Source organism: Paraburkholderia aromaticivorans (assembly GCF_012689525.1).
Taxonomy (GTDB): Bacteria; Pseudomonadota; Gammaproteobacteria; order Burkholderiales; family Burkholderiaceae; genus Paraburkholderia; species Paraburkholderia aromaticivorans_A.
Genome location: NZ_CP051514.1, coordinates 684819 through 708005 on the forward strand (window position 1 = coordinate 684819; position 23187 = coordinate 708005).

At 58.0% G+C, this 23187-nt stretch carries 19 protein-coding genes; 9 read left to right on the forward strand and 10 right to left on the reverse strand.

The window, feature by feature from the left end; genetic code table 11:
* Positions 1-19 precede the first annotated feature (19 nt).
* Positions 20-1240, forward strand: a complete 1221-nt coding sequence (locus HF916_RS03175) for an IS256 family transposase (RefSeq protein WP_168788974.1) — start codon at positions 20-22, stop codon at positions 1238-1240.
* 628 nt (positions 1241-1868) lie between these two features.
* On the opposite strand, the gene HF916_RS03180 is transcribed toward HF916_RS03175, so the two are convergent.
* From HF916_RS03180 to HF916_RS03210, 7 genes are all read right to left on the reverse strand, one after another.
* Positions 1869-5507, reverse strand: a complete 3639-nt coding sequence (locus tag HF916_RS03180) for a LodA/GoxA family CTQ-dependent oxidase (protein ID WP_168787777.1) — start codon at positions 5505-5507, stop codon at positions 1869-1871.
* Between the two features lie 9 nt (positions 5508-5516).
* Complete coding sequence (locus HF916_RS03185; RefSeq protein WP_168787778.1) at positions 5517-6563, reverse strand: hypothetical protein; 1047 nt, start codon at positions 6561-6563, stop codon at positions 5517-5519.
* A 1186-nt stretch (positions 6564-7749) separates the two neighbouring features.
* The gene (locus HF916_RS03190) at positions 7750-8274 is read right to left on the reverse strand and encodes a histidine phosphatase family protein (RefSeq protein ID WP_168787779.1); all 525 of its coding nucleotides are present in this window, start codon (positions 8272-8274) and stop codon (positions 7750-7752) included.
* Between the two features lie 819 nt (positions 8275-9093).
* Entirely contained in the window at positions 9094-9567 is a 474-nt protein-coding gene (locus HF916_RS03195) for a hypothetical protein (RefSeq protein ID WP_206001826.1), read from the reverse strand.
* Positions 9545-10231: a phosphate signaling complex protein PhoU gene (phoU, locus tag HF916_RS03200; protein ID WP_168787780.1), complete on the reverse strand. Its 687-nt coding sequence runs from the start codon at positions 10229-10231 to the stop codon at positions 9545-9547. Before phoU ends, HF916_RS03195 begins: the two co-directional genes overlap by 23 nt.
* 255 nt (positions 10232-10486) lie before the next feature.
* Positions 10487-11119 carry a transposase gene (locus tag HF916_RS03205; RefSeq protein WP_346777709.1) on the reverse strand — a complete coding sequence of 211 codons (633 nt, stop codon included), beginning with the start codon at positions 11117-11119 and terminating at the stop codon, positions 10487-10489.
* Entirely contained in the window at positions 11116-11481 is a 366-nt protein-coding gene (locus HF916_RS03210; protein WP_206001771.1) for a hypothetical protein, read from the reverse strand. Before HF916_RS03210 ends, HF916_RS03205 begins: the two co-directional genes overlap by 4 nt.
* A 149-nt stretch (positions 11482-11630) precedes the next feature.
* On the opposite strand from HF916_RS03210, the gene HF916_RS03215 reads away from it, so the two are divergent.
* The 7 genes from HF916_RS03215 to HF916_RS03245 all read left to right on the forward strand — a co-directional run bounded on the left by HF916_RS03215 (position 11631) and on the right by HF916_RS03245 (position 16924).
* Positions 11631-12101: an Rrf2 family transcriptional regulator gene (locus HF916_RS03215; RefSeq protein WP_168788976.1), complete on the forward strand. Its 471-nt coding sequence runs from the start codon at positions 11631-11633 to the stop codon at positions 12099-12101.
* A 607-nt stretch (positions 12102-12708) separates the two neighbouring features.
* Complete coding sequence (locus tag HF916_RS03220) at positions 12709-13110, forward strand: hypothetical protein (RefSeq protein WP_168787318.1); 402 nt, start codon at positions 12709-12711, stop codon at positions 13108-13110.
* A complete protein-coding gene (gene phaP / locus HF916_RS03225; RefSeq protein WP_168787781.1) occupies positions 13107-13673 on the forward strand; it encodes a TIGR01841 family phasin in 567 nt (188 codons plus the stop codon). Before HF916_RS03220 ends, phaP begins: the two co-directional genes overlap by 4 nt.
* Positions 13674-13813: 140 nt before the next feature.
* On the forward strand, positions 13814-14557 hold the full coding sequence (gene phbB, locus HF916_RS03230; RefSeq protein WP_168787782.1) for an acetoacetyl-CoA reductase: 744 nt from the start codon (positions 13814-13816) through the stop codon (positions 14555-14557).
* A 402-nt stretch (positions 14558-14959) separates the two neighbouring features.
* Positions 14960-15205, forward strand: coding sequence for a hypothetical protein (locus HF916_RS03235; RefSeq protein WP_168787783.1), 246 nt, complete (start codon positions 14960-14962; stop codon positions 15203-15205).
* A gap of 73 nt (positions 15206-15278) precedes the next feature.
* Entirely contained in the window at positions 15279-15428 is a 150-nt protein-coding gene (locus HF916_RS03240) for a hypothetical protein (RefSeq protein WP_168787784.1), read from the forward strand.
* A gap of 50 nt (positions 15429-15478) precedes the next feature.
* Complete coding sequence (locus HF916_RS03245) at positions 15479-16924, forward strand: IS1182 family transposase (protein ID WP_168787785.1); 1446 nt, start codon at positions 15479-15481, stop codon at positions 16922-16924.
* 1724 nt (positions 16925-18648) lie between these two features.
* On the opposite strand, the gene HF916_RS03250 is transcribed toward HF916_RS03245, so the two are convergent.
* The 3 genes from HF916_RS03250 to HF916_RS03260 all read right to left on the reverse strand — a co-directional run bounded on the left by HF916_RS03250 (position 18649) and on the right by HF916_RS03260 (position 20832).
* Entirely contained in the window at positions 18649-18993 is a 345-nt protein-coding gene (locus HF916_RS03250; protein WP_168787786.1) for a hypothetical protein, read from the reverse strand.
* Between the two features lie 157 nt (positions 18994-19150).
* Entirely contained in the window at positions 19151-20419 is a 1269-nt protein-coding gene (locus tag HF916_RS03255; RefSeq protein WP_168787787.1) for an IS256 family transposase, read from the reverse strand.
* A gap of 71 nt (positions 20420-20490) precedes the next feature.
* Positions 20491-20832 (reverse strand): hypothetical protein, encoded by a 342-nt coding sequence (locus HF916_RS03260; RefSeq protein ID WP_168787788.1) that lies wholly within the window; start codon positions 20830-20832, stop codon positions 20491-20493.
* 1244 nt (positions 20833-22076) lie between these two features.
* Between HF916_RS03260 and HF916_RS03265 the strand changes: the two genes are divergently transcribed.
* The gene (locus HF916_RS03265) at positions 22077-23054 is read left to right on the forward strand and encodes an IS5 family transposase (protein ID WP_168787361.1); all 978 of its coding nucleotides are present in this window, start codon (positions 22077-22079) and stop codon (positions 23052-23054) included.
* Positions 23055-23187: the final 133 nt, after the last annotated feature.

Below are 23187 nucleotides of genomic sequence, written 5' to 3' on the forward strand. Positions count from 1 at the left end.
AGAAGACACGACAACTAGTCTGACGCCGGGGGATGAGCTGATCCAGCAAGGCGCGCGACAGATCATCCAGCAGGCGATCGAGGCAGAATTGGCAACATTGCTCGAACAGTACGGGAACGTGAAGACACTCGACGGCCGGCGCGCCGTGGTGCGCAACGGCTATCTGCCGGAGCGTGAGGTCGTCACGGCGATCGGTCCGGTCCCAGTCAAAGTGCCGAAGGTACGCGACCGCTCAGGCTCGGGCGTGAAGTTCAATTCGAACATTGTGCCGCCCTACATCCGCAAGTCACCACGGGTGTCGGCGGCGCTGCCGTGGCTCTACCTGCGCGGCGTGTCGACCGGCAACATGAGTGAGGCGCTCAGCGTGCTGCTGGGCGAGCAGGCGAAAGGGCTTTCGCCGAACGTAGTCAGCCGCCTGAAGGCGCAATGGGCCGAGGAGCACCTGTTATGGAACCGACGCGACCTAGCAGACGCGCGCTGGGTCTACTGGTGGGCTGACGGCATTCATACCGGACTGCGCAGCGACGATTCCGAGGGCCAGTGCCTGCTGGTGATCATCGGCGTGAAGCCGGACGGAACGAAGGAGCGCGTGGCGATCGCCGACGGCTATCGCGAATCGAAGGACGCGTGGCGCGACGTGTTGCTTGATCTGAAGGCGCGTGGCCTGCAAGGCGGCCCGATGCTGGCAAGCGGGGACGGTGCCATGGGGTTGTGGGCAGCATTGGCCGAAGTGTTCCCGCAGACGCGGCACCAGCGCTGCTGGTTTCACAAGACCGGCAACGTGCTCAACGCATTACCGAAATCGCAGCACAGCCGGGCCAAGGAAGGACTACAGGAAATCTGGCAAGCCGCCACGCGCGAAGACGCGCTCGCGGCCTTCAACCGTTTCGTCGACGTCTATTCGGCCAAATATCCGAAAGCCGCCGGGAAGCTCACAAACGATCGCAATGAGTTGCTGGCCTTCTACGATTTTCCCGGGGAGCACTGGCAGCACTTGCGGACCACAAACCCCATTGAATCGACGTTTGCAACCGTCCGGCATCGCACGACGCGCACGCGCAATTGTGTTTCGCGAGCGACCTTTCTCGGTCTGGCATTCAAGCTGATCGAGTCGGCCGAGCAATCGTGGCGACGCATTCGCGCACCAGAGAAGATCGCCTCGCTGCTTGAAGGAATCCCTTTCAAGGATGGCGTACCGGTGACCGACAGCACACCGGCCCAGCAACCGTTGGCCGCCTGATCATGCCTGCCGCCCGTACACCACATTTGACTTTAACTCAAGGGAATCCATAGTCCCACCTTAAAGCTCCACCCCTTAAGACGAGTCTCTGCAGCAACCCTGTCTTCTCAGGCGTTTGCTTCTAGTGCAAAGGAGACAACATTCTCAACGTCCTACCATCCGCCCGCTCGATTTGCAAACCACAACCGATGTACGGCAGTTTTGTTCGGCGTCGTTCAAGTGAGCCGCGCTCCAATCTGCCAGTTTCGAAGAGATTGACGTGTTCGCGCTCCGGAATTCCATGGCGGTTCCGCAAAGACTTCCGGAATTACACCATTGCCGCAGAAACCGAGACTGTACTCTCACAGAGATTTAACCCCACGGAGTTCATAGACTTGGCCCTCTCTCGGTATCTCTAATTCTGGTTATCGATGGCGCGTTCGAAGACGCCCAACCAGGGGGTTATCGACTGCCGTCAACTGCAAATCGCAGCCCGGCGACACTGTCGCACAGGTCATCAGCGTAGGAGATGCACATTTCAAATATCCTTCAATGTTGCCGAATACGTGTGCTAGACCACATTTGACGTCCACCTCCCCGCCCTTAGACTTCGGCTGCAGCGCCTGGCGCGGGAAGGACGAAGATGATGTCAATTGTCCGGCACTCTAAGCAATATGAATGAAATCGGTTCTTTGGGCTCTCGAGCTTCGACGACCACCATCACTGAAATGTGCTCTCTCCAAGCCTTGTTGGCGATCGTGAGCATTTCATGCTGCCGTGTTGAAAACTCCCGCAGCCCGTCCTTTGTCTGGAGCCAGAATCCCTCAAAGTCCCCGAAACCGTCAAAACGGATGCCCGCAATCTTCCCTTCAAAATGCCGGCGACCATCTGGATGCTCCGGCTCGCACGGTCCGTGACCCTCGTGCCTGTGCCGGTGTTCGTCATCGTCCCCGCCTGGCCCACGTTCTCCACCGCCGCCAAGCGCCTTGACCCGCCCCGCGACCTGGGCCAGGTAGCGCTTCATAACAGGGTACCAGCGATTCTCGTGTGGGATTGTTCCGATAACACGATGCAGGTTGCCCAGTGTGCGCTCGACGATCGGCAGAATCTCATCACGAGTCTGCACCAGCACGGAGAACTGGAACGTTCCGACGATATGTCTCGCATCGCGAGGTCTGACGATGATCGCCTCCGTGGCCTGCGATGGCTGGCCGCTCCCACTGCTCAACCCAGCAGTGGCAAAACGTTCGTTGGGCGCGGCCGGTGGCACATCAACTGCGCCGCGCCGTGGCCGAGCGGGTGGCGAATCGATAACCTGATCCACGATGACGCGGAACACCTGCCCTTTGCGCACCGTCTCTGGAAGGTCAAGAGTCAGAAGGCCAGCGAGGTCGGCACCTCCGGTCGGCACGGGGATATAACTCACCCCTCCTGTTACATCTAGCTGGATGCTGTTCTCACCGACTGCCTTTAATCTGTTACGCGTGTATAGGCGGTCGGCGAGACGCATAATCTCGGCTGCACTAACGCCCGGCAAATAAAGTGTTGCCGCCGTACCAAGAGGCGCCGTGCCCCAATGGATCATCAGCTCGTCCGGACCCTGTTTCGGCGCCGGAGTCATGGTCGTCGGCCTGATCGAGAAGCTATGCTGCACTCGATGGGTGTCGGCCGCCCCTGGATTGTCGGAATGGTCAATCGATAGATTGCGCTGCGCAAGCTTGTCCGACGACGCCGTCGTGGCCCCGATGGCAATGGGATCAAGATCGAAATTGATCTCGGCGACCAGACACTGGTGCGTGCCACGAATCAAATCGGCAATTGACTGCAGCGGATCGGGACCGGTGAACGGGCCGCCATTTTCCGGCGCAGGATGAATAGGGAAGCGCTTGTCTCCGGGCTGATTGATGTCTAACCAGCATCCGAAGTAGCTGTAGGTTTCGTTGCCCCCAGCATTGGCCTTCAGCGTGTCGACATTCTTTGGGTCCGGTTGCAGGTTCAGATTGTCGCCTGCAGGCCGACGCGCTTCTGCAAAAAATGGGATCGTCGCGACCTCGCCGCCTACGATTCCCAGCAACGGAATCTTGGTACCAGGTTGTCCTCCCGTTCTGTACGTTGTTGCCGACTGGAAGTCGGTACTGGTTGTCATGGCCGGGAAGAGCCTGAAGAAAACCCGCACGTCGGGCGCAGGATTCAGGGCAGACCGATATCTGACCCTGCAGATGGCGAAGTTGAATACAGGCTGACCGTTCAGGGTCTGCGACCATTCGAGCTGTGCGCCCGCCTCGTCTGCTGGCAGATTATCGAACCATGAGCCGGCCTGCTGGGATCCGCGCAGACTGTCAATGACCGCCTTGATGAAAGCGTTCGGATCATTTTGCAACGTTTGATGGGCGAACTTTCCGTTGGGTTGCAGCTTGAACACTCGTGTATCCGCACTCAGCCAGGTCGTCGCACCAGCCACCATGTACGGGTGCTGACGCGTCGTCAAATCGACGATCGTCGTGGTCGACAGCCCGTGAATCGAGGCGGTCAGTGTCACCGGCACATCCTCGGCGGTAAATGCGGCCGTGCTGGCAAATGCCACGTTATAGCCGAAGGTGATCCGCTGGACCTGATTGAGGTCGCTGCTGTTCTCGAGATCCATGTCGAAGGGGCTAATCGTCATCGTCCCTGCGACCGGATTAGCAACTTGTGCCGACCACGCGGCGAGCTGCGCGGAACTCGGGTTGGGCGTCGTGATCGACAGATCGGACGGAGCCAGTCCCTGCACCACGACATAGAACGCGTCCTCGATGTGCTGACCAGCGGTAATGAGCGCCTGCGCTTCATCCTTGCTGATTTCGGGACGGTTATTGATGAAGAAGCAACCCTTGCAGACATTGGTCTTTTCTGTCTCGACCCGTTTACCCGACCCGTTGTCGACAATGAATCCGAGCTGGTGCCAGTTAGCGACCATGTCCGACATGCTGGAAGCGACCCCAAGCGTCCATAGGCGCTTGTTGGTCGGGTCGTCATAGGGGTAGATTCCGATAGGTCGCGCGGCTGGCCACCACGAAGCCTGGTCATTCTGTGCATCAGACTCAGGACCGCTGCACAACATGAAGTCGCCTTGCCACGGTCTCGCCATGCCCTTCGTGACATCGCCGGGCTGCACCTGCGATGGATCAAGCCTGAACGGTTCCGCAAACTTCAGAGCCGTGATCTGCAGTGTGTTCGATATGCCTCCAGCCTCGATGCCTGGAAAAAACGCCGCGCCGACGCAATTCTCTAGCGCAGCTCGCGTAAGTCCGTCCGGGTCAATGTCAGTCGGTGCGACAGGCGGCCAATCGGGCGTCACCTGGCCCTCGCTCCATTGCTGGATGAATCCATGCTGGAAGTCGCGCAACTGCGACGTGGTCCCACCTCCGTCATTGAGCAGCGGCATGTCACCTCCCGGTCGGAGCTTCGCGTAGACCGCTTGCCTGTTTGCGAGCGTGTCGCCTGCGCCACCAGGAGGCGCGAACACTGTAAGCGTATCGTGGTCGCCAGTGCCAAATGCGAACGCCGTTACGAAGCGCATATCCAGCGCGCGCTTGAGGATTGGATAGACATCGTTCGCGAACGAGGGTTGGCCCGGTGCCGGCAACTGGCCTTGAGTAATTGCCAATTGGCGTAGCGTGTCATACAGCGTCGTGATCGAATAGCTTGTCGGCGCGTACCGTGGAGGCGGGCAAATTACCCAAGCGCCATTGACGGCTGTAAAGGTTGTGCCGCCGAACTTGATCTGCGCGGTGATCGGCCCGTCAGAGACGTCGTCATACCAGCCGGGCGTGGTGGGAAAATTAGGTTGTGAAGAAGGGTCGGTTGGATTCTCGCTCTTTCCATAGCCGCCTCGTACGATGAGGCGACCCTCACCATCGGTTTCGGCGTCGCCCAGAGGTACCTGAACGGCAGCAAAGGATCCCGTGAAAGTTGCGGTAGCGCCGGCTCCGTCAAGCGTCTGCACGCCGCCATCGATGATGCCTTCGCTATTGAGCGACGGCTTTGCGTTGACGAGATGGACTGTCCACGTAATGTCGCCATCGGCAAGCGTGAGTTCACGCCCTGTTCCGTCAGAAAAGAACCCCCACAACCGAAAACGCTGCGCCTGCTTTTTTATGCGACAGGCTGCGTCCTTGTACGTGTCGCCGGGAGGCGCGCCAGGCTCCGCTGGGAAGGGAAGCTCCGGTCCCAGATACCACTCTGAACTGTTGCCAATACGGGCGATGCCAATCGCGGGAAATATTTGAACTTTCTGCAGGGTTGCCATGGCGTTCTCTCATGTGGACGCGAATTGACGCCGACGTTTCCAAAAGGTCGCCAACGGCCAACGCTGTTCCATCGCGTAGTGGTCGGCAAGTCCTTTCAGATACGCGTTGTATTGCCCTTCGCAATGTTGGTGAAATTCAGTAAGAGGAGAAGACTTTCCGCTGGAAAGCCACGCATCAATCGCGTCGGCCAGAAGAATTCCGTTTTCCAGCGCCCGACAAACACCCCAGCCGCACAGCGGATCGTGCGACGCACAGGCATCACCCACCGGCGTCCAGCCTTCTCCAGGCCGGACATACGTGAATACGCTATTCGCAGGTACGGGGCGCAGCCGATGACGGACGTCCGGAGCGGCGAGATCAGGATCTGTTAGCAACGCGGCGACGTGTCCTTTCGGCGTCGGAGACGTGTACCACCAGCCGAAGGGTGTCGAGGCAACAAGCATTGAGCGGATGGCAACGTCGCTCTCGTCTCGTGGCACGGCTGCAGTCAGGGCGATGAGGCGATCATGGGACACGACACGTGCGTCGAGTCTACGGGCGAGGGCCCGCGTGCGTCCAGTTGCATCCACAATAAAGCCCGCAGTGCATTCGTACTGGTCATCAAGTTTGATTTGCCATTTGCCCGCAAGCTTCGTGACCGAATCCAGTCTGCGATACTTGTGGAACAAGCCGCCACGCCGACGAACAGCAAGCCGGAGGTCATCGTCGAAGCGATCGCGGTCCACATGCCACAGCGCGCCGTGGGGTTCGAATACCGCACTCTCAACCTGCGGCTCACCGCCCCATGCCCATTGGCGCTCATGGCCTTCGACGTGCCCAGCGTGTCTGAACACGTCCCACATGCTGAGCGTCTTGAGTGGCGCGCGGATGGCACCGGTAAACGACTCGCCACCCCACGGCTTGAACGGCGGCGCCCGTTCGAAGACAATCACGTCACGTCCACAGTCGAGAAGTCGCGCGCTTGCAGCCAACCCGGCTGGACCGGCGCCGAAGATACAAACCTGATGTCGTCGATGCGGGGCGGCGGCATTCTCGATAACCGATTTCGGTTCCATGACGGCTGATCCATCAAAGTGTGATGGGCGGTGCCAGTATTCCGTCACAGCAGACTCAAACAGACTATGGTCAGATGCGCGGAGTCATTGGGTTTCGTTCCGGATTCGAACAAGGCGGAACGAAACAACTTCAATCCGTAAAACGACTACGCTCGGCGCCAATTGAATCGTCATCGGTAACTGCTCAGTTGACGGCCTCCCGGCCCCTCAGCCTGAGGCTGCCGCGCATCGTACGGAAAGGACGAGGATTCCTTCTGTAAGACGGCGACGCGCGCTCGTGTTCAATCATGCCCGTCTCGCGTTAGAACTGGCGGACCACACGTAGGCGACCTAAATCCGATTTCTGGCTTGGGAGGAATCAACTTGAGGCGCGTGCCGTCGCGCATCGGTGTGAGACTTCGCGAAACGGACGTCATAGGCACCCCTGCCAAGAAGCTACCACTGGCTTCTCGTGACCTCGAAGTCTGAGAGCTCCTGTAGCGAAAAATCGGGCAGCGCCTCGTTCGACGCAAGACGTCGTAGACCGCAACTGAAGACCGGCATGTTTGAGGAGCGCTATGATCGTTGGAATCGACGAAGCGCGCTCCCTTCGGCAGTCTGCCCGGACTCACTCCTTCCAGAAACTTAAGGTTGTATGCTGATATGAGAGCCTGCGCGGTCCTGTATCGCCTTCAGAGCCTCTCCAAGTCCTCCAGCGAGTTTTTCACGAACGTTGGCGTCCGCAATCTTCTCCGTCGCAGACTAGCGGCAAGTATGACCGCGTCGCGAATAAGCCACGGGTAATTGACGGGCCCTGGACCCGGCTTATGGATGGGAATCGGTAGTTCGACGATCGGGACTTCGTAACAGTGCCGTATCCCGCCGATAGTTATGCAGATTTCCATGAGAACCTCCTGTCTTCAGTGACAAATGCGTAGTGCCGAAGATGAGTTTCAGCGCTGCGCGAACCAAAGACGGTCAAGTAGCAACCCGTTTGCAACCGGACAACGCGTATCGCCCTGTTCGAAACTCATTAAGTTATGCTCGGCCACTTTAGCGTCAACCGAAGCTTCTCCAACGACTGTTCGTCAGCGAGCATGCCGAAGCCGTCCTGTCGGTATCGGGCCAATATGGACTTGCTTACTCTTCCGCCGCACTCCCGACTCGGATCGGTGTGTTGCGAAGCTACGTCACGACGCAAGCTTGCCTAGAAGGGCTCTTCAACCTGTTCGACCGTGGCAGAAGCATCAGGGAATTGAACTTCTAAAATGAGGTTGAACACCGTGTGATCCCACGGATCCGGATAGTCGCCGGCCTTGCAGCCGAGCATCCGCAACAGCGACGGAATATTCCCGTGGTGCCAGCAGACGAGCACCTTCTTGTCCGCATATTGCGGCGCAGTAAAAAGGGTTTGTGCGAGAGCGCTGTAATCCTGATCCGCGAAGGTAGCATCAATCGGCTTTCCAATCTTTCTCGCCAAAGGCTCAACCGTTTCATACGGCCGCGCACTGTTCTTCGAAATCGCCGCTGCGAATATAAAATCCGGTGGACCGAATTTTTCCGGTATGTAGGGAGCCAACTCCTCTGCGCGCGCGTATCCAGCCTCCGAAAGGTTGGGATCAATCGGATCGACCGGTTTCTCCGCATGGCGCATGACAAGAATAAGTGCGGGCTTCGATGACATATTGCCTCCTGTGTGCTCGCCAGAAAGCGCAGCATAGGTGCGGCGCATTTCAGATAACCTACGCTCTGCCGAGTTGTGTGCGGTAGAGCACATAGCTTGAGCTGCGAGGCGCCTCTCGTTTGCCGACATAAGCGCGGCCACGGCGCTTCGCAAAATGGACCACTCCGCCGCCGCGCCGACGACTTATGCGCAGAACGACGACAGGTCTCTCAGATTCCGGGGCCGCTAGAACCGCTTTTGTGTAACCGGATGGCGGTTGCGGTGGAAGGTTCAGCTTCCTTCCAGGTAACGTTGGGGACGCTCCGCCGCTTGGGAAGAGTTCCGTGAATCATATGGAAACCGTGGATGCTGTGCGCCGCAGCGACCAAGAAAAGAGCAGCAAAGAGCCGAGGCAACCTCCGAAGGAAAGCGTGTGCGGGCCCGCTCCTCGCACGCCATGCGTGAGTACCGGCAGTCACGGTGTTATCCTTGGGCCGTTTCGACCGATTTCCCCGTGCGTTGTTCATGGTCCGCCGACCGTGCATAGTCTCAGCAGGCAATGCCGTCGCGATCTGTCATTTTTCCTTCCGTCTCCATCGGCGGCCAAGCCGGGATTTCGCGTAAGAAACGGCGTATTCGCACGCGGCTTTCTCGGTAGTGAAATGTTTCAGCGGTCCATAGGCGCGCTGTTTGCCGACTCCATTCGTAACAATAGCCGTCGCGGCATATCCGCGAACCGATAGCGACGCCACAGGCACTATGGTAGCGCCCGCGTACTCAACCGGTTTGCGTACATGGCAGGCTCCCCCCCAGTCAAAGACTAGCAAAGGGCGACGGCGAGTTATGCGCGCACTCTGACAAACCATGACAGCCGCACCTAAGCGTTTGTTAGCACGCACGATGCCCGCGCTCGGGCTCGCTCCGAACCCGCAATACAGCGCGTACACCAAACCTGGGCATGCTGCCATGCGCCACAACACTTTCCCGGACGATGCGCTGCTGCCCTTTACCAAGCCCGTCGCCTGCCTTCCGGCATCCCTGCTCTGCGCCGAGAGCGTCGGTGGCTATCAGTTGTTCTGCGAGGGCAAACCACTCATCGGCCTGCTGCTCACGGCTCTTCAGACTGCGCGGTGTGGAGGCGAGACTGATGTCCGCAGCGGTCCGAGTGCTTTGCCTCCGACATCTAGAAGACTTGGCGACGCAGGTATCTATGAACGTCCGCAAAGCGCCGTGGCGGGGTTCAGCAAGCAGGCGGGCCACAACACGCAGCACTTCCGGGTTGTGCAGCACGCCCCAGTGGTTGACGCCTTGCCAGGCCTCAGTTGCCAGACGTGCCGTATCAAAACTGGTCCCGAGGTACATGGCGAACATCGGTGCCGCTAACCACATAGACAACCGACTCGGCGATATTGGTCGCGTGGTCACCAATCCGCTCGATGGCCTTCGCGATAAACAGGTAGTCCAGTCCAGTCGAGATTGTCCCAGGGTCTTCCATCATGTAGGTCACGAGCTTGCGCATGAAGGCTCGAAACTCATTGTCGATGGCTTCGTCGTCCCTGATTATCTGTGCTGCTGCAACGGTATCCATCCGCGCAAATGCATCCAGCGCTCTGCGAAGGATATGTAAGGCCATTTCGCCGGAAACCTTGATTTCAGCGATGTTGATACTACGTGCGTTGGCTTCCGTGGCAATGCGGCGCGTCCGCTTCGCAATCTTCCGGGCCTCGTCACCTGCACGCTCAAGGTTGGTGATGCACTTCGACGTGGCCATCAGGAGTCGCAGGTCACGTGCGGCGGGCTGTCGACGAGCGATGATGTTGCAAACTTCTTCGTCGATTTCTATTTCCATCGCATTGAGCCGACGTTCGCCCTCGAGGACCTGCTCGACAAGTGCCAAATCGAACGTGTTCATTGCGTCCATTGCGAGCGCAATCTGCGACTCCACAAGGCCGCCCATTTCGAGCAACCGGCTTGAGAGCAGTTTGAGGTCGACATCAAATTTTCTCGAAATATGCTTGTCCGACATGTTCACTCCTCGGCTGAGGCGCCCTCCTGCGTGGTCGAAAAAAATGGAACATCCTGACATGCAGGCGTCTCGAACGTCAGAAGCAGAATTCCGCTACCGCGCCCTGTCTGCACGAAAATTAGCAGCCTCTCCTTAAGGGCAGCTTATGCAGTGACGAAACGCTCTGGAGGGTTGCGCCTTTCGGCATTGGCCAAAGAGAGGCGCGTCGCATGGGCTTTGTTCGGAAGAGACGGGGTTTCCTTGCTGCGGGCGCAACTATGCATTTTTGAGGCAAACAGGCCTACCAAATGAATTCCACAGGTTCACAAGGTTGGCGATGATGACGCCTTCGCTGTGCTGTGACGCAATTTTCTGCGTCAGCAGGGTGGCGCCAATGCATCGCTTGATGCGCGAGATCTGCGCTTCGACCAGCGAGCGCAGGCCATAGCCGTATTTCTTGTGGAACGCATAAATGCCCTTGTCCTGAATGAATCCGACGATCTGGTCATGCCAGCGCGTATCCTCCATGCCGTGCACCACGGCATGAGCCGGAGGTGGAATGACGGGCGTCACTCCTGCGAGTGAGAAAGCCTCCGTGCGCTCGATGCTGTAGTACGCGCCGTCGGCAATCACCCGGTCCACCGGTACATCAGCCGGCAGCACAGCATCCATGCCTTCGCTGTCCGACACTTCCGTGGTCGTGATGCTGATTGCGTGAATGTTCATGTCCGCATCGATCGCCAGGTGCATCTTGCGCCACGGCGTACGCGTGGCTCTTTGGCCGTACTTCTGTTCGTACCACTCACTGGCGCGACCGAAGCTCAGTCCCGTGCTGTCGACAATCACGCTCACAGCTTCGCCGTCAGCTAGCCGTCTCGCCAGTTGCCCGCAGTGCTGCTCGACGCTCACCTCCAGCGCGGCAAACTGGTCGCACAGGTGGCCAAGCTGGGCACCGCAATGTCCAGCCCTCGGGTAGCCCAATAGTCTGCCATGTAGCCGGTGATCTGCCGCATGCCCCAGCCGAACAACCGGTAGAACGTGTAGATCAGCTCGATATAACCGGCCGTATAAGTCGGCTCGCGTCCCGGGATCCCTTGGGTGTAAGGCCTCGCATTGATGAACTGCGCTTTCAGATCGCCGCCAGGGAAATACAAACTGATCATGCCGCGCTTTTTCAGGCTCTGATTGTATTCATGGCTGTTCGTCACCCGATAGGTCGGCTTCTTGCGTTTGCGCTCCGCGCCTTCCTGGAGTCTGGCTTTGTATGGCATCCGCTTGAATCCAATTCTTCTCTGAAGCCTTGCTTATATCGCAGCCGCAACGCACCCACAACACCCCTTCCGAACAAAGCCGCCTGGATGCGGGTTTCTAACGCTACGTGTCGAAAAGATATAATCTTGATGTACCTTATTGGATCCCTATGCGACTTACCGACTTCACCGATTACAGCTTACGAGTGTTGATCTACGCTGCGGTGCGCAGTGACGAACTCGTCACAATTCAGGAAATCTCCGACGCATTTGGCATTCCGCGCAACCACCTGATGAAGATCGTCCACGCATTGGGGCGCGCCGGTTATCTCAGCACATCGCGAGGCCGCGCAGGCGGACTTTGTCTGGGGCGCCCTGCGACGACGATCAATGTCGGTGAGGTGGTCCGTACGATGGAACCAGACTTTCACATGGTCGAATGCTTCAATGCGGAAGCCAACGCGTGTGTGATCACCGCCGCGTGCGGGCTGCGAGGCGTGCTTGGCGACGCATTGCGCGCGTATTTTGAAGTGCTCGACAACTATACGCTGGCCGACCTCGTCGCAAAACGAGGCGCGTTGACGCGACTGCTCAACCACGAACCTGCAGTTCGGCCGGTTGTGCGGCAGCCTCATAAATGAGCAGTTGACTACAACCGGCCACATTCTGCGACGCCGCATCCTGCTTCACAGAATGGTCGCCCGGCTGCGTGGACCCAACGTAACCCACAGGTCAGTCGCGCACGGGAGACGGGACACCAATCGACGCTCTCACGCTCAATCTGCGGCGCCATACCGCCGTTACGATGGACTCCCACACCGCACATAAACGGCCTTTGGCTGCATGACTGTGCCGACAAGTACCTTCACACCCGCCGGTTCCTCAGAAGGCGGCAACGGATCGCAAACGATCCCGGAATATTTCGTCTCTCCGGAAAGGCACGGATGCCTCCCGTTCGCCGAGCGACAGTTGCGCGACGACGCGCGTACCCGCGATGATTAACACGGAAAGCTCAAACAAGAGCGGTGTGTGCTCAAGGTCATGCCCGCGAGACAAGTGTTCGTGGTACCGCTCGAACCGGATTCAAACGCCAACCCGATCACGTGTGCGGCAAACGAAGGTTAATCATTAGATGAAATTGAACTGTAAAAGATATCTTGAAAAGGTTGCTTTCAGTGCCCTGCGGCACTAGCATGGTGTGACTTTGTAATGTCATAGAAAGCACTTAGTAATGCGTAGACTGGATCGATGAACAGTCATCTGCCGACAGGTTCTGCTCGCGACACGACTGTCGTCCAGCACCTTTTCCAGACAACCCGCATCTTTTGCCAGGAGACGAAGATGTTGAGCCCACATGAATTCGCCACGCTGATGTTGATCCGCAATGCCCCCGATCAGATCGGGCACGAGCACGCGAATCTTGACGAACTGCTACAGCGCCAACTCGTCGCTTTGAACAGGCGCCTGCCCGCGATCAGCATCGCCTTCAGTTCAGATCAGCAGTACTTCGAGGTAGCCAACGTCCATTCCTTTTCGACAGGACGAGACCAGGCACCTTCTCCGATATCAATCAACCCGGTCCGCCGCGCTAGCCTCCTCGTCCCATTCTCGCGGCACGCGACGTATCGAATTTCACGAGTGGAATCATGAATTTTTTGTCACCGGATCAAATCGCCGCAACGCAGAAAGCCAGTCTTGACACGATGTTCGGTCTGCCCATCACAGCGGTCGAAGGCTTCCAGAAGCTGGTCGAACTGAACCTGCAGGCATTCAGAGCGACCCTGGTCGAAAGTCAGGATAACGTCCTCAAGGCGCTGTCGGTCAAGACGCAGCAGGAACGGCACGCCCTGCCGGGCCACCTGATGGCGCCAGCGGTCGGGAAGATCCAGTCATACAGCAGCCAGGTGTTCGCGATTATGGCCACGATGCAGACCGGATTCGCGAAGGTCGCCGAGGCGCAATACAAGGCGCGCAACTGCCAGATGCAAACGCTGGTCGACCATGTCGGGCGGAACGCACCCGGTGGTTCGGAAGCCGTCATCTCCGCGTGGGAGACCGCTATCACGGCAACCGGTACGTTGTACGAAGCGGTCCATCAGACCACGCGGCAAGCCGTCGAAGTCGCCGGAAGCAACCTCAGCCTGGCGGTCACCGCGGCATCAAAAGCGGCCCAACGTTCCGTCGAGCAGGCATCGAGCACGGCGAAGAAATAGACATTCGCAGGCGGCCGCCTTCGTCATCGCGACACGACGAAGCGCACTGGTCGCTCACGACTCCCCGCCCACACGTAATGCGTGGCGGAGGCATCCACCCAACATTGTTGACTATTAACCCTTTGGAAGAGGATTGAACCATGTCAGAACGGCTAGCCCTGGTGACGGGCGGGATGGGCGGGATTGGCGAGGCGATCAGTGTCGAACTCCATGACGCGGGTTACACAGTGGTGGTCACCCATTCGCTGAACAATGCGGATGTCGAGAACTGGCTCGAGAGGATGGCTGCGGACGACCGTTCATTCCACGCTTATGCGGTGGACGTGGCCGACTACGATTCCTGCCAGCACTGCGCGGAAAAAATCACGCGCGAGGTCGGCGCGGTCGACATCCTGGTGAACAACGCCGGGATTACGCGCGATGCCACCTTCAGGAAGCTGGACAAGGTCAACTGGGATGCGGTGATCCGTACCAACCTGGATTCGGTGTTCAGTATGACTAAACCGCTGTGCGACGGCATGGTCGAACGTGGCTGGGGCCGCATCATCAACATTTCGTCCGTCAATGATTCAAAAGGCGCGGTCGGTCAGACCAACTACGCAGCCGCCAAGGCCGGCATGCATGGTTTCACGAAAGCACTGGCGCTCGAAGTTGCGAAGAAAGGCGTGACGGTCAACACGATCTCGCCCGGGTATATCGCCACCCGGATGATGAACGCGGTGCCCAAGGACATCCTGGACACGAAGGTCATTCCACAGATCCCCGCCGGTCGGCTCGGTAAGCCGGAAGAAGTGGCGGCGCTGGTTCTCTACCTGTGTTCGGACGACGCGGGTTTTGTGACCGGATCCAACATCGCCGTCAACGGCGGCCAGCATATGCAGTGATCCGGTGGCCGTCCAATCATGACCTCATCGCCACAAACGATCGTTCGTTTGTGGCGATGGGTTGCCGACGCCGCTCCGGTGTAACTCGGGAGAATCGTCCTTCTGGTGTGACAGCGTCTGGCGATGCGCTCGTATAACGCCGCATATACCCGTCATCCAGCTTTGTTGATGATGTTCGGCCGATAGAGAGGGGTATATAAGTAATTTTGCAAATTAAAAAAATCAATCACCGTGCCGATGCGGTGGGCATTGTGATCGATTAATACCCTGAACATCAAGATTCTGCATTTTTCGGGTGCGCCGCGGCAACGATGTCTTCAGGTAAGCTGAATGCTTGGTAGTACCTGACACAAGAAATAGGCAACATGCAAAATTCGAAAATGAGTTGGGAGTGAACGGGCAATGGCGCATAACCTTGAGCAGCATGAGCTCCTTCATATCCGGAACATGGTGCTTCAACTTGAGCGACTGGTGCAGAGTGGCAATACCGTCGGGCTTGGAATCCCTGTCATGCAACCCGAATACTGGCGAAACCGGATCAACGCGTTGCTGGATACACCGGTAATTTCCAGATCAGCCGTCACACAGGCATCGGTGCTACTGATGAAACTGGAGATTATCGCCGACGCGTTGAAGAATGGTAAATGACGTATTGCGGTTACCGTTGGTCACTGCCTACACTGAACCACTAATGGAAGTCGCAGAAGGAAAGGAGATCGCCATGATCGAATCCTGGATGGGTGTGGTCGTCGGGGCGTTTGTGCTCGCGATTGCGACGACACTGGTCATTGGCCACTATCGCCGCGAACATCTGCGGGAACGGCTACTGAGGCGAATGGACCATCGTCGTTGCTGGGACCAGAGTGTGTGAAAACGCATTGATCGTCTAAACTGAATCAACGCACTGAGACCGGGTGACTCATGAAGCGATTCGTTGAAGGCGATGACCGCAAGCAGGTCGCACTACTTCCCGAATGTGTCGATGACTACATCGGACAGGACAATCCGGTCAGGGTCATCGATGCATTCGTCGACGAACTGGATCTTGCAGAACTCGGTTTCAACGGTACCACGCCTGCGATCACGGGCCGCCCGTCCTACCATCCGGGTGTGATGCTGAAGATCTATATTTACGGGTATCTGAACCGGATACCTTCCAGCCGGCGTCTTGAGCGTGAATGTCAGCGCAACGTCGAGTTGATGTGGCTAACGGGACGTCTGGCTCCGGACTTCAAGACGATCGCCGACTTTCGCCGTGACAGCGGCGTGGCCATTCGCAACGTATGCCGGCGTTTCGTCGAATTGTGTCGCGGGTTAAAGCTGCTATCCAGTGACATGGTGGCCATCGACGGTAGCAAGTTCAAGGCGTCAAACAGCCGCGACAGGAACTACACGGCTAGCAAGATCGACAAGCGTCAGCAGCAGATCGAAGAAAGCGTGCAGCGCTATCTCGACCTGATTGCAACCGCAGACCGGACCAGTCCAACAGGTTTCGATGTGAAGACCGTTCGCCTGTACGAGAAGATCGCCCGCTTGCGCCAGCAGATGCGTGAGCTCGCACAGATCAGGAAGCAATTAGCGAAGCAACCGGACAAACAACTGTCGATGACGGATCCCGACGCGAGATCCATGGCAGCAAGCGGAAGAGGCTCCGGCATAGTGGGCTACAACGTTCAGGCAGCCGTAGACACGAAGCATCACCTGATCGTTGAGCACGAGGTAACTAATGTCGGAAACGATCACGGGCAACTCAGCAGGATGGCGCGGTCTGCGAAGGACGCGATGGGCAGATCGAAGCTGAAGGTTGTTGCTGACCGGGGTTACTTCAGCGGGCCGGAGATACGTGCGTGCGATCTGAACGACATCAGTGCGTACGTTCCTAAGCCACTCACCTCCGCATCCCGGAAGAAAGGTCTCTTCACCAAGGCCGACTTTATTTACGTGGCAAAAAGCGATGTGTATCGATGCCCTGCTGGCGAGCGAGCCATCCATCGGTTCACGACTGTCGAGCATGACATGAACCTGCGGGTTTACTGGACCAGTGCCTGCCCGCGTTGCCATCTAAAGGAACGATGTTCACCGAGCGACTATCGTCGCATCCGACGATGGGAACATGAGAACACACTGGAAGCCATGCAACGTCGGCTCGACCGGAAGCCCGATGCAATGACCATCCGCCGAAGTACTGTCGAGCATGTCTTCGGTACGCTCAAACACTGGATGGGTCCTGCACACTTCCTGACCAGGACGCTCGGGCGAGTGAGTACAGAGATGAGCCTTCAGGTGTTGGCCTACAACCTGAAGCGAGTCATGAACATACTTGGGGTTGCAGCGATGATGAAGGCCATGAAGATGGCTGGAAGCTAAAGCCCCAAGGGGCTTTGTTGTGCTTGCACTGTTCGATGGCGCAAACTCGTTATATCAAACGCGATCGACCCGACCGTCAATTGCCCGCTGAGCGGCAAAAATCGAGTTTTCACACACTCTGGGACGTGATGCGACGTCGGGACTAGCGGCGCCGCCGGTCCGTCGGTGCCGCCTGCGGCCAGGATAAACCCGAATTAGTGTGAATCGTCGCCGGACCGCAAGTGTGACGCTCGATCCGCCGGTTGCCATACGACGCACGACAGCGTGAAGGCAAGGCGACGGCCAGTCGTTGACTTGGCAACGGCCGGCATGACATTTTCAATGGAACGGCAAACTGGTGCCGTGCCTGCGAGCCACATCGCGCGAGCCTCGGCGGCCCGATCGAGAGCCGTTTCCGTCTGGCGGGCTTTGGGGAGTGTGCCCGTAGCCGACACGGATCGCGGCTACCAAAGTATTGCAGCCTGCCCGCGACGGCATAACGCGGACCCATGCCCTTGACGCCGGCGGCGCATCCAGTCCCACCGATGCCGCTGGTTTGTTGGTCCGACTATCCGCTCCCGCAGATGTTCGCGACGATACTGGCTAACCACAAGTAAAACTGCGATCGAGAAAGCTGCTGCGCCTACGGCGAACCGCACAATGAGATCGGACATCACCGCCTCCTTCGCGGTTTGACCCTCGGGTCCATGCCTGATCGGGCACGGCATTGACCACCTCGATCTGACGATTCGCGGATTCGCTGAACACTCGCCGTCAATGGTGGTGTGCGAAGCGCCGCCTTCGGCACAGTCCGGTCCCGGTGCCTAACATCCGTGAGCGTGTCCCGACCTAGATCGGAGAGCGCTGAAACCAAGGCGTACGCAAGCAGTAACGTCAGGAAGAGCAACAAAACCCAATAAGAAACATCGTCCATAGCGGCCTCCATCGGCCAAAACTGCACGACTCCCCCTTCATCCGACGAACCCCGACCGGTCATACTCGACGGCGATCGCGTCGACCTTCAACGAACTGGAAAGTCAGGATACCTGCTCGACCGGATTTTCAACTGCGAGATGGTCCGTTAAAGCATCTTCCCGTGCTCGAAGCTTGTCGATGCCTTCATGGATAATCTCATTGGCCGCCATTCCGGCGAGCGTGATTCCGTGAAACCGAGGCGTCTTCCTTTTCCTCACGTCTCCAGCAACGATCGTCGGTCATGCAGACATCCAGTCACGCCGCACGCGATTGCTATCAACACCGCCTTGTCCTCACACACTCGAGGCAACGATGTTGGCCGCTCCTGGCCGCATCGCTCCTTCACGTGCACGTTCGATTACGACAATCGCGCACTTAAAGTATATATCACAATACGATATATATAACTGTCACTTTCCGCTCTGTTGCAGCCCTGTTCGCCACAACACTTCTGCCATAGCCATTTCGTCAGACGACGTAGTCGCATATCTCGTTTCGACCGTGAACCCTCCGTTTTCGGGGCTGCGATAGAAATCATCCGATGATGTTCCAGGCGGCCGTCCGCCCGCTGCCTGGACCATTGCCGTTTGACCGCTCCATGCACCACCCAACGCCGTCCTCGCTGGAGAAAGTGCAGACAGATGATACCGCTTGTGGTCCGTACGATCAGCGTGAGTCCCCGCCCATGATGAGTTGGAGCATATCGAGTCCTTGCTGAGTCGGAAGGTTTGCGACTTTCGGTTTCTTAGGCGTAACGGAATCGAATCTGGCTAACGGCATGTGTGTGTCCAGGCCGGATACAGATTGCAAAGATCGTCGCAATTGCCGCTGTACCTCACTTCAAGCCATGAATCATCCAGAAAAATTAACCGCTTGATAGAGCCGGCTGGAAGAGCGGCGCGGATTGCAAACCGGTTCACGAATACGCCCGGCCGCTCATCTGGCAGCACGACTTGCATCAGCAGACGGAAGCGTTGCGTCGTTCGGAAAAAACTCGTTTCCCGCGACGGTTCAGCGACTCCCAGCCAGTAGAGAAGCGCTGCTCTCGGGTCGTCAACATCCCGTGCGACAAAGCGCAAAATTGGCGCGGTCTGAAAGTGGGGAGTGATCTGCATTTCTGCGAGCCTCCTGTTACCTGTTCTGCCGATTTGCGTACATTCGGTTTCGCACGATTCCCGACGCTGCGTGTAGCGTAGACTACTCATTGCTATCCACCCAAAGTCGTCCCCGCTCGAGTTAAAGTCAAATGTGGTGTACGGGCGGCAGGCATGATCAGGCGGCCAACGGTTGCTGGGCCGGTGTGCTGTCGGTCACCGGTACGCCATCCTTGAAAGGGATTCCTTCAAGCAGCGAGGCGATCTTCTCTGGTGCGCGAATGCGTCGCCACGATTGCTCGGCCGACTCGATCAGCTTGAATGCCAGACCGAGAAAGGTCGCTCGCGAAACACAATTGCGCGTGCGCGTCGTGCGATGCCGGACGGTTGCAAACGTCGATTCAATGGGGTTTGTGGTCCGCAAGTGCTGCCAGTGCTCCCCGGGAAAATCGTAGAAGGCCAGCAACTCATTGCGATCGTTTGTGAGCTTCCCGGCGGCTTTCGGATATTTGGCCGAATAGACGTCGACGAAACGGTTGAAGGCCGCGAGCGCGTCTTCGCGCGTGGCGGCTTGCCAGATTTCCTGTAGTCCTTCCTTGGCCCGGCTGTGCTGCGATTTCGGTAATGCGTTGAGCACGTTGCCGGTCTTGTGAAACCAGCAGCGCTGGTGCCGCGTCTGCGGGAACACTTCGGCCAATGCTGCCCACAACCCCATGGCACCGTCCCCGCTTGCCAGCATCGGGCCGCCTTGCAGGCCACGCGCCTTCAGATCAAGCAACACGTCGCGCCACGCGTCCTTCGATTCGCGATAGCCGTCGGCGATCGCCACGCGCTCCTTCGTTCCGTCCGGCTTCACGCCGATGATCACCAGCAGGCACTGGCCCTCGGAATCGTCGCTGCGCAGTCCGGTATGAATGCCGTCAGCCCACCAGTAGACCCAGCGCGCGTCTGCTAGGTCGCGTCGGTTCCATAACAGGTGCTCCTCGGCCCATTGCGCCTTCAGGCGGCTGACTACGTTCGGCGAAAGCCCTTTCGCCTGCTCGCCCAGCAGCACGCTGAGCGCCTCACTCATGTTGCCGGTCGACACGCCGCGCAGGTAGAGCCACGGCAGCGCCGCCGACACCCGTGGTGACTTGCGGATGTAGGGCGGCACAATGTTCGAATTGAACTTCACGCCCGAGCCTGAGCGGTCGCGTACCTTCGGCACTTTGACTGGGACCGGACCGATCGCCGTGACGACCTCACGCTCCGGCAGATAGCCGTTGCGCACCACGGCGCGCCGGCCGTCGAGTGTCTTCACGTTCCCGTACTGTTCGAGCAATGTTGCCAATTCTGCCTCGATCGCCTGCTGGATGATCTGTCGCGCGCCTTGCTGGATCAGCTCATCAAGGCTACCAACGCTTGCTGCTGCTTTACCGTCGTTCGTTTCTTCCGTAAACTTCTTCATGGTGGTGGATTCCGGTTCGCTGGTTCGTTACTCTCGACAAGCAACATTCTCAGCTAACCGCCGCCGCCTTCTCAAATCCCCGACTCATCCCCGTACACCACTTCTGACGATAACTCTCCCCACTCTTCCGCATAGCACACCGCCTGACACGCGTCGTAGAAATAGTACAGTGCGTGAAATGCATGGATCGGATGGCCGGGGCGTTCAACGAGAAGATTGGCAGCGTAAAGGTCAGCATGCGCCCTCTCGGTGCTTGCTGTCAGGTGATAACCCTTGTACTCCGCGCGCACTGTCGGACTCGTAGAACGAATTGCTGGACGATACGCTGCCTCCGTCTCGTCAAGCAGACGTGCAAGAAAGCGAGCCATATCAACCTCGAAGAGCACGGGCAAGTATTGAGTTTGCGTTTTCATGACGTAATTGAACCAATCGTACGTTAGCCCGCCACGCAAGCTGTGTAGGCGACAAAACGCCACGCCTCGGAGCAGCGCAACTGGGCTTCAGTCAACATTGACCCACAATTGAGCGGTCACGCACGTGCGTGACCACATCGCGATTCCCTCAAGGGATCGCTACCGTTGTCTATCTGTCGTGGGGACGCCTGGGAGGCTTGGCCCGGCTTCCGCGGTCACTACCGTGTGGTAGTCAGGCGGAGCGCCGGGCAGAAAGAAGTGCGGACTTGTCCGCCGGACAAGCACGGCTCCTGGTGCGTTTTGTTATTTATTTCTGGGTTCCTGCGCACAGTCGACTTCTCCCCGGCCAGGCCGAAAAGAACGACTGGTACGAAAGAACATAGGGAAACAAAAAACACGGCTATTGGCCTCGAAAGATGGAGGACTCGAAGTGAATCCGCGAAGCTTACGGCTTCATTAAAGCCTGGTTGCCAGAATATAGCAAGCGCTCGACCGACTTCCGCCCCTTTCCTCAGGACTATCACCGATGTTCACCCGCGATCAACTACTTCGATGCGGCTCACGCGTTGCGGGATCGAGGCCTTGTCCATCGTATCCGAGCCCTGCGGCGACCGGCCGCGAAGATGCTCAAGGAGCACTGCTTCCAATTAGAATGTCTGGAACCGACTGGCGCCTTAACGTGTTCACTCGTTGCCAGGGAAAGTAGCCTCGCGACGCTCCGGCGGTGAGCCTCTCGCTGCAGGCAGCCTCATAGCATCGTTCAGCCGCTTCACCGACGTTTGCGTAATCTGAGCCTGCGTTCAATCATCCCTGCAACGTCGGAATGCCACGCTCATGCAGCAGACACCGCGGCACCAAAACCGTGACGACTTCGCCGTCGAAACAACGATATCTTGATGGGTCGTCAAAGTTGGGCAATTAGCCCGCTGGGATTCTGCTCGCTTAAATCAGAAAACAGACAAACCGCACTGCATTGGAGTCCTCTCCGACACGGCAAGCACGTCAACACAGTGCGACAGAATGCCGTCGACAACATGCCTTAAATAATGTATTGTTAATCCATGTTTTAAGGAAAAACCACCTGTTCACGTTCACCACGACCTGGATCACGAGGCTGCAATAGGTCGTCAAATCTGGTCGCGCAACGATCAGATGAACGAGCCTCCATATCGCGGGGAGATGAAAATGCTTAGGGCTACGCTGAAAAAGGTCAACGGCATTGGTCGCTCAATCGTTAGATGTGCATGAAACAACAGACCCTTGCGATGGCGGCCGATCAAGGCGCCGGATTTGAACAGTACCGTCGGCCAACCAAACGCGATGTGTTCCTTGAGACGATGGAGCAGATCGTGCCGTGGGCGCAGTTGTGCGAGGTTGTCGAGCCGTACTATCCGAAGGGTCAGGGCGGTCGCCCGCCAGTGGGTCTGGAGCGCATGCTGCGCATGCACTTTCTGCAGCACTGGTTCAACCTGGCCGATGAAGCCTGCGAGGAAGCGCTGCTGGATAGCACCGCATTGCGGCGATTCGTCGGCATTGACCTGGGGCGCGAGCGCGTTCCTGATGGTACGACGCTCTTGAAGTTCCGGCGGCTGCTGGAGCGCAACAAGCTCGGCGAGCAATTGTTCGCCAAGGTCGGCGAGGTACTGCAAGGGCGCGGACTGAAGGTAGGCAGCGGCACCATCGTGGATGCCACCATCATCGGTGCGCCGAGTTCCACAAAGAATGCGGACAAGGCGCGAGATCCCGAAATGCATCAGACGAGGAAGGGCCAGCAGTGGTACTTCGGCATGAAGTTGCACATCGGTGTGGATAGCCAGACGGGTCTGGCACACAGCGCGGTAGTGACAGCGGCGAACGTGCACGACAAGCATCCGCTGCCGGCGCTGCTGCATGGCGGCGAGCAGCGTGTGTACGGTGACAGCGCCTATGCGAGCCAGAAGGAACTCATCGCCAGCAAGGCGCCGAAAGCCAAGGACTTCACCAACCAGCGTGTGCGCAATCGCAGTGGTGAAGTCGATGAAGCCAGGCGCTCGAAAAACCGCAGCAAGTCGAAGATTCGTGCCCGGGTCGAACACGTCTTTGCGGTGGTCAAGCGGCTGTGGGGGTTCGGCAAGGTGCGCTATCGCGGCCTCGCGAAGAACGCCACGCGCGCCTTTACCACACTCGCGCTGGCCAACATCTACATGAGCCGCACGCGGCTGATGGCACAGCTGCGTCCATGAGTAGCCAAAGTGGGTCGAGAGACCCGCTTGCAAGGCCCTTCAGGGCCAGAAAATCGAACCAGTCGGGTCGCTGATCTCGCATTCCGAAATTCAGCGACAAGCTGTTGGCGAAAACGCTGGCTTCTTCAGCGTA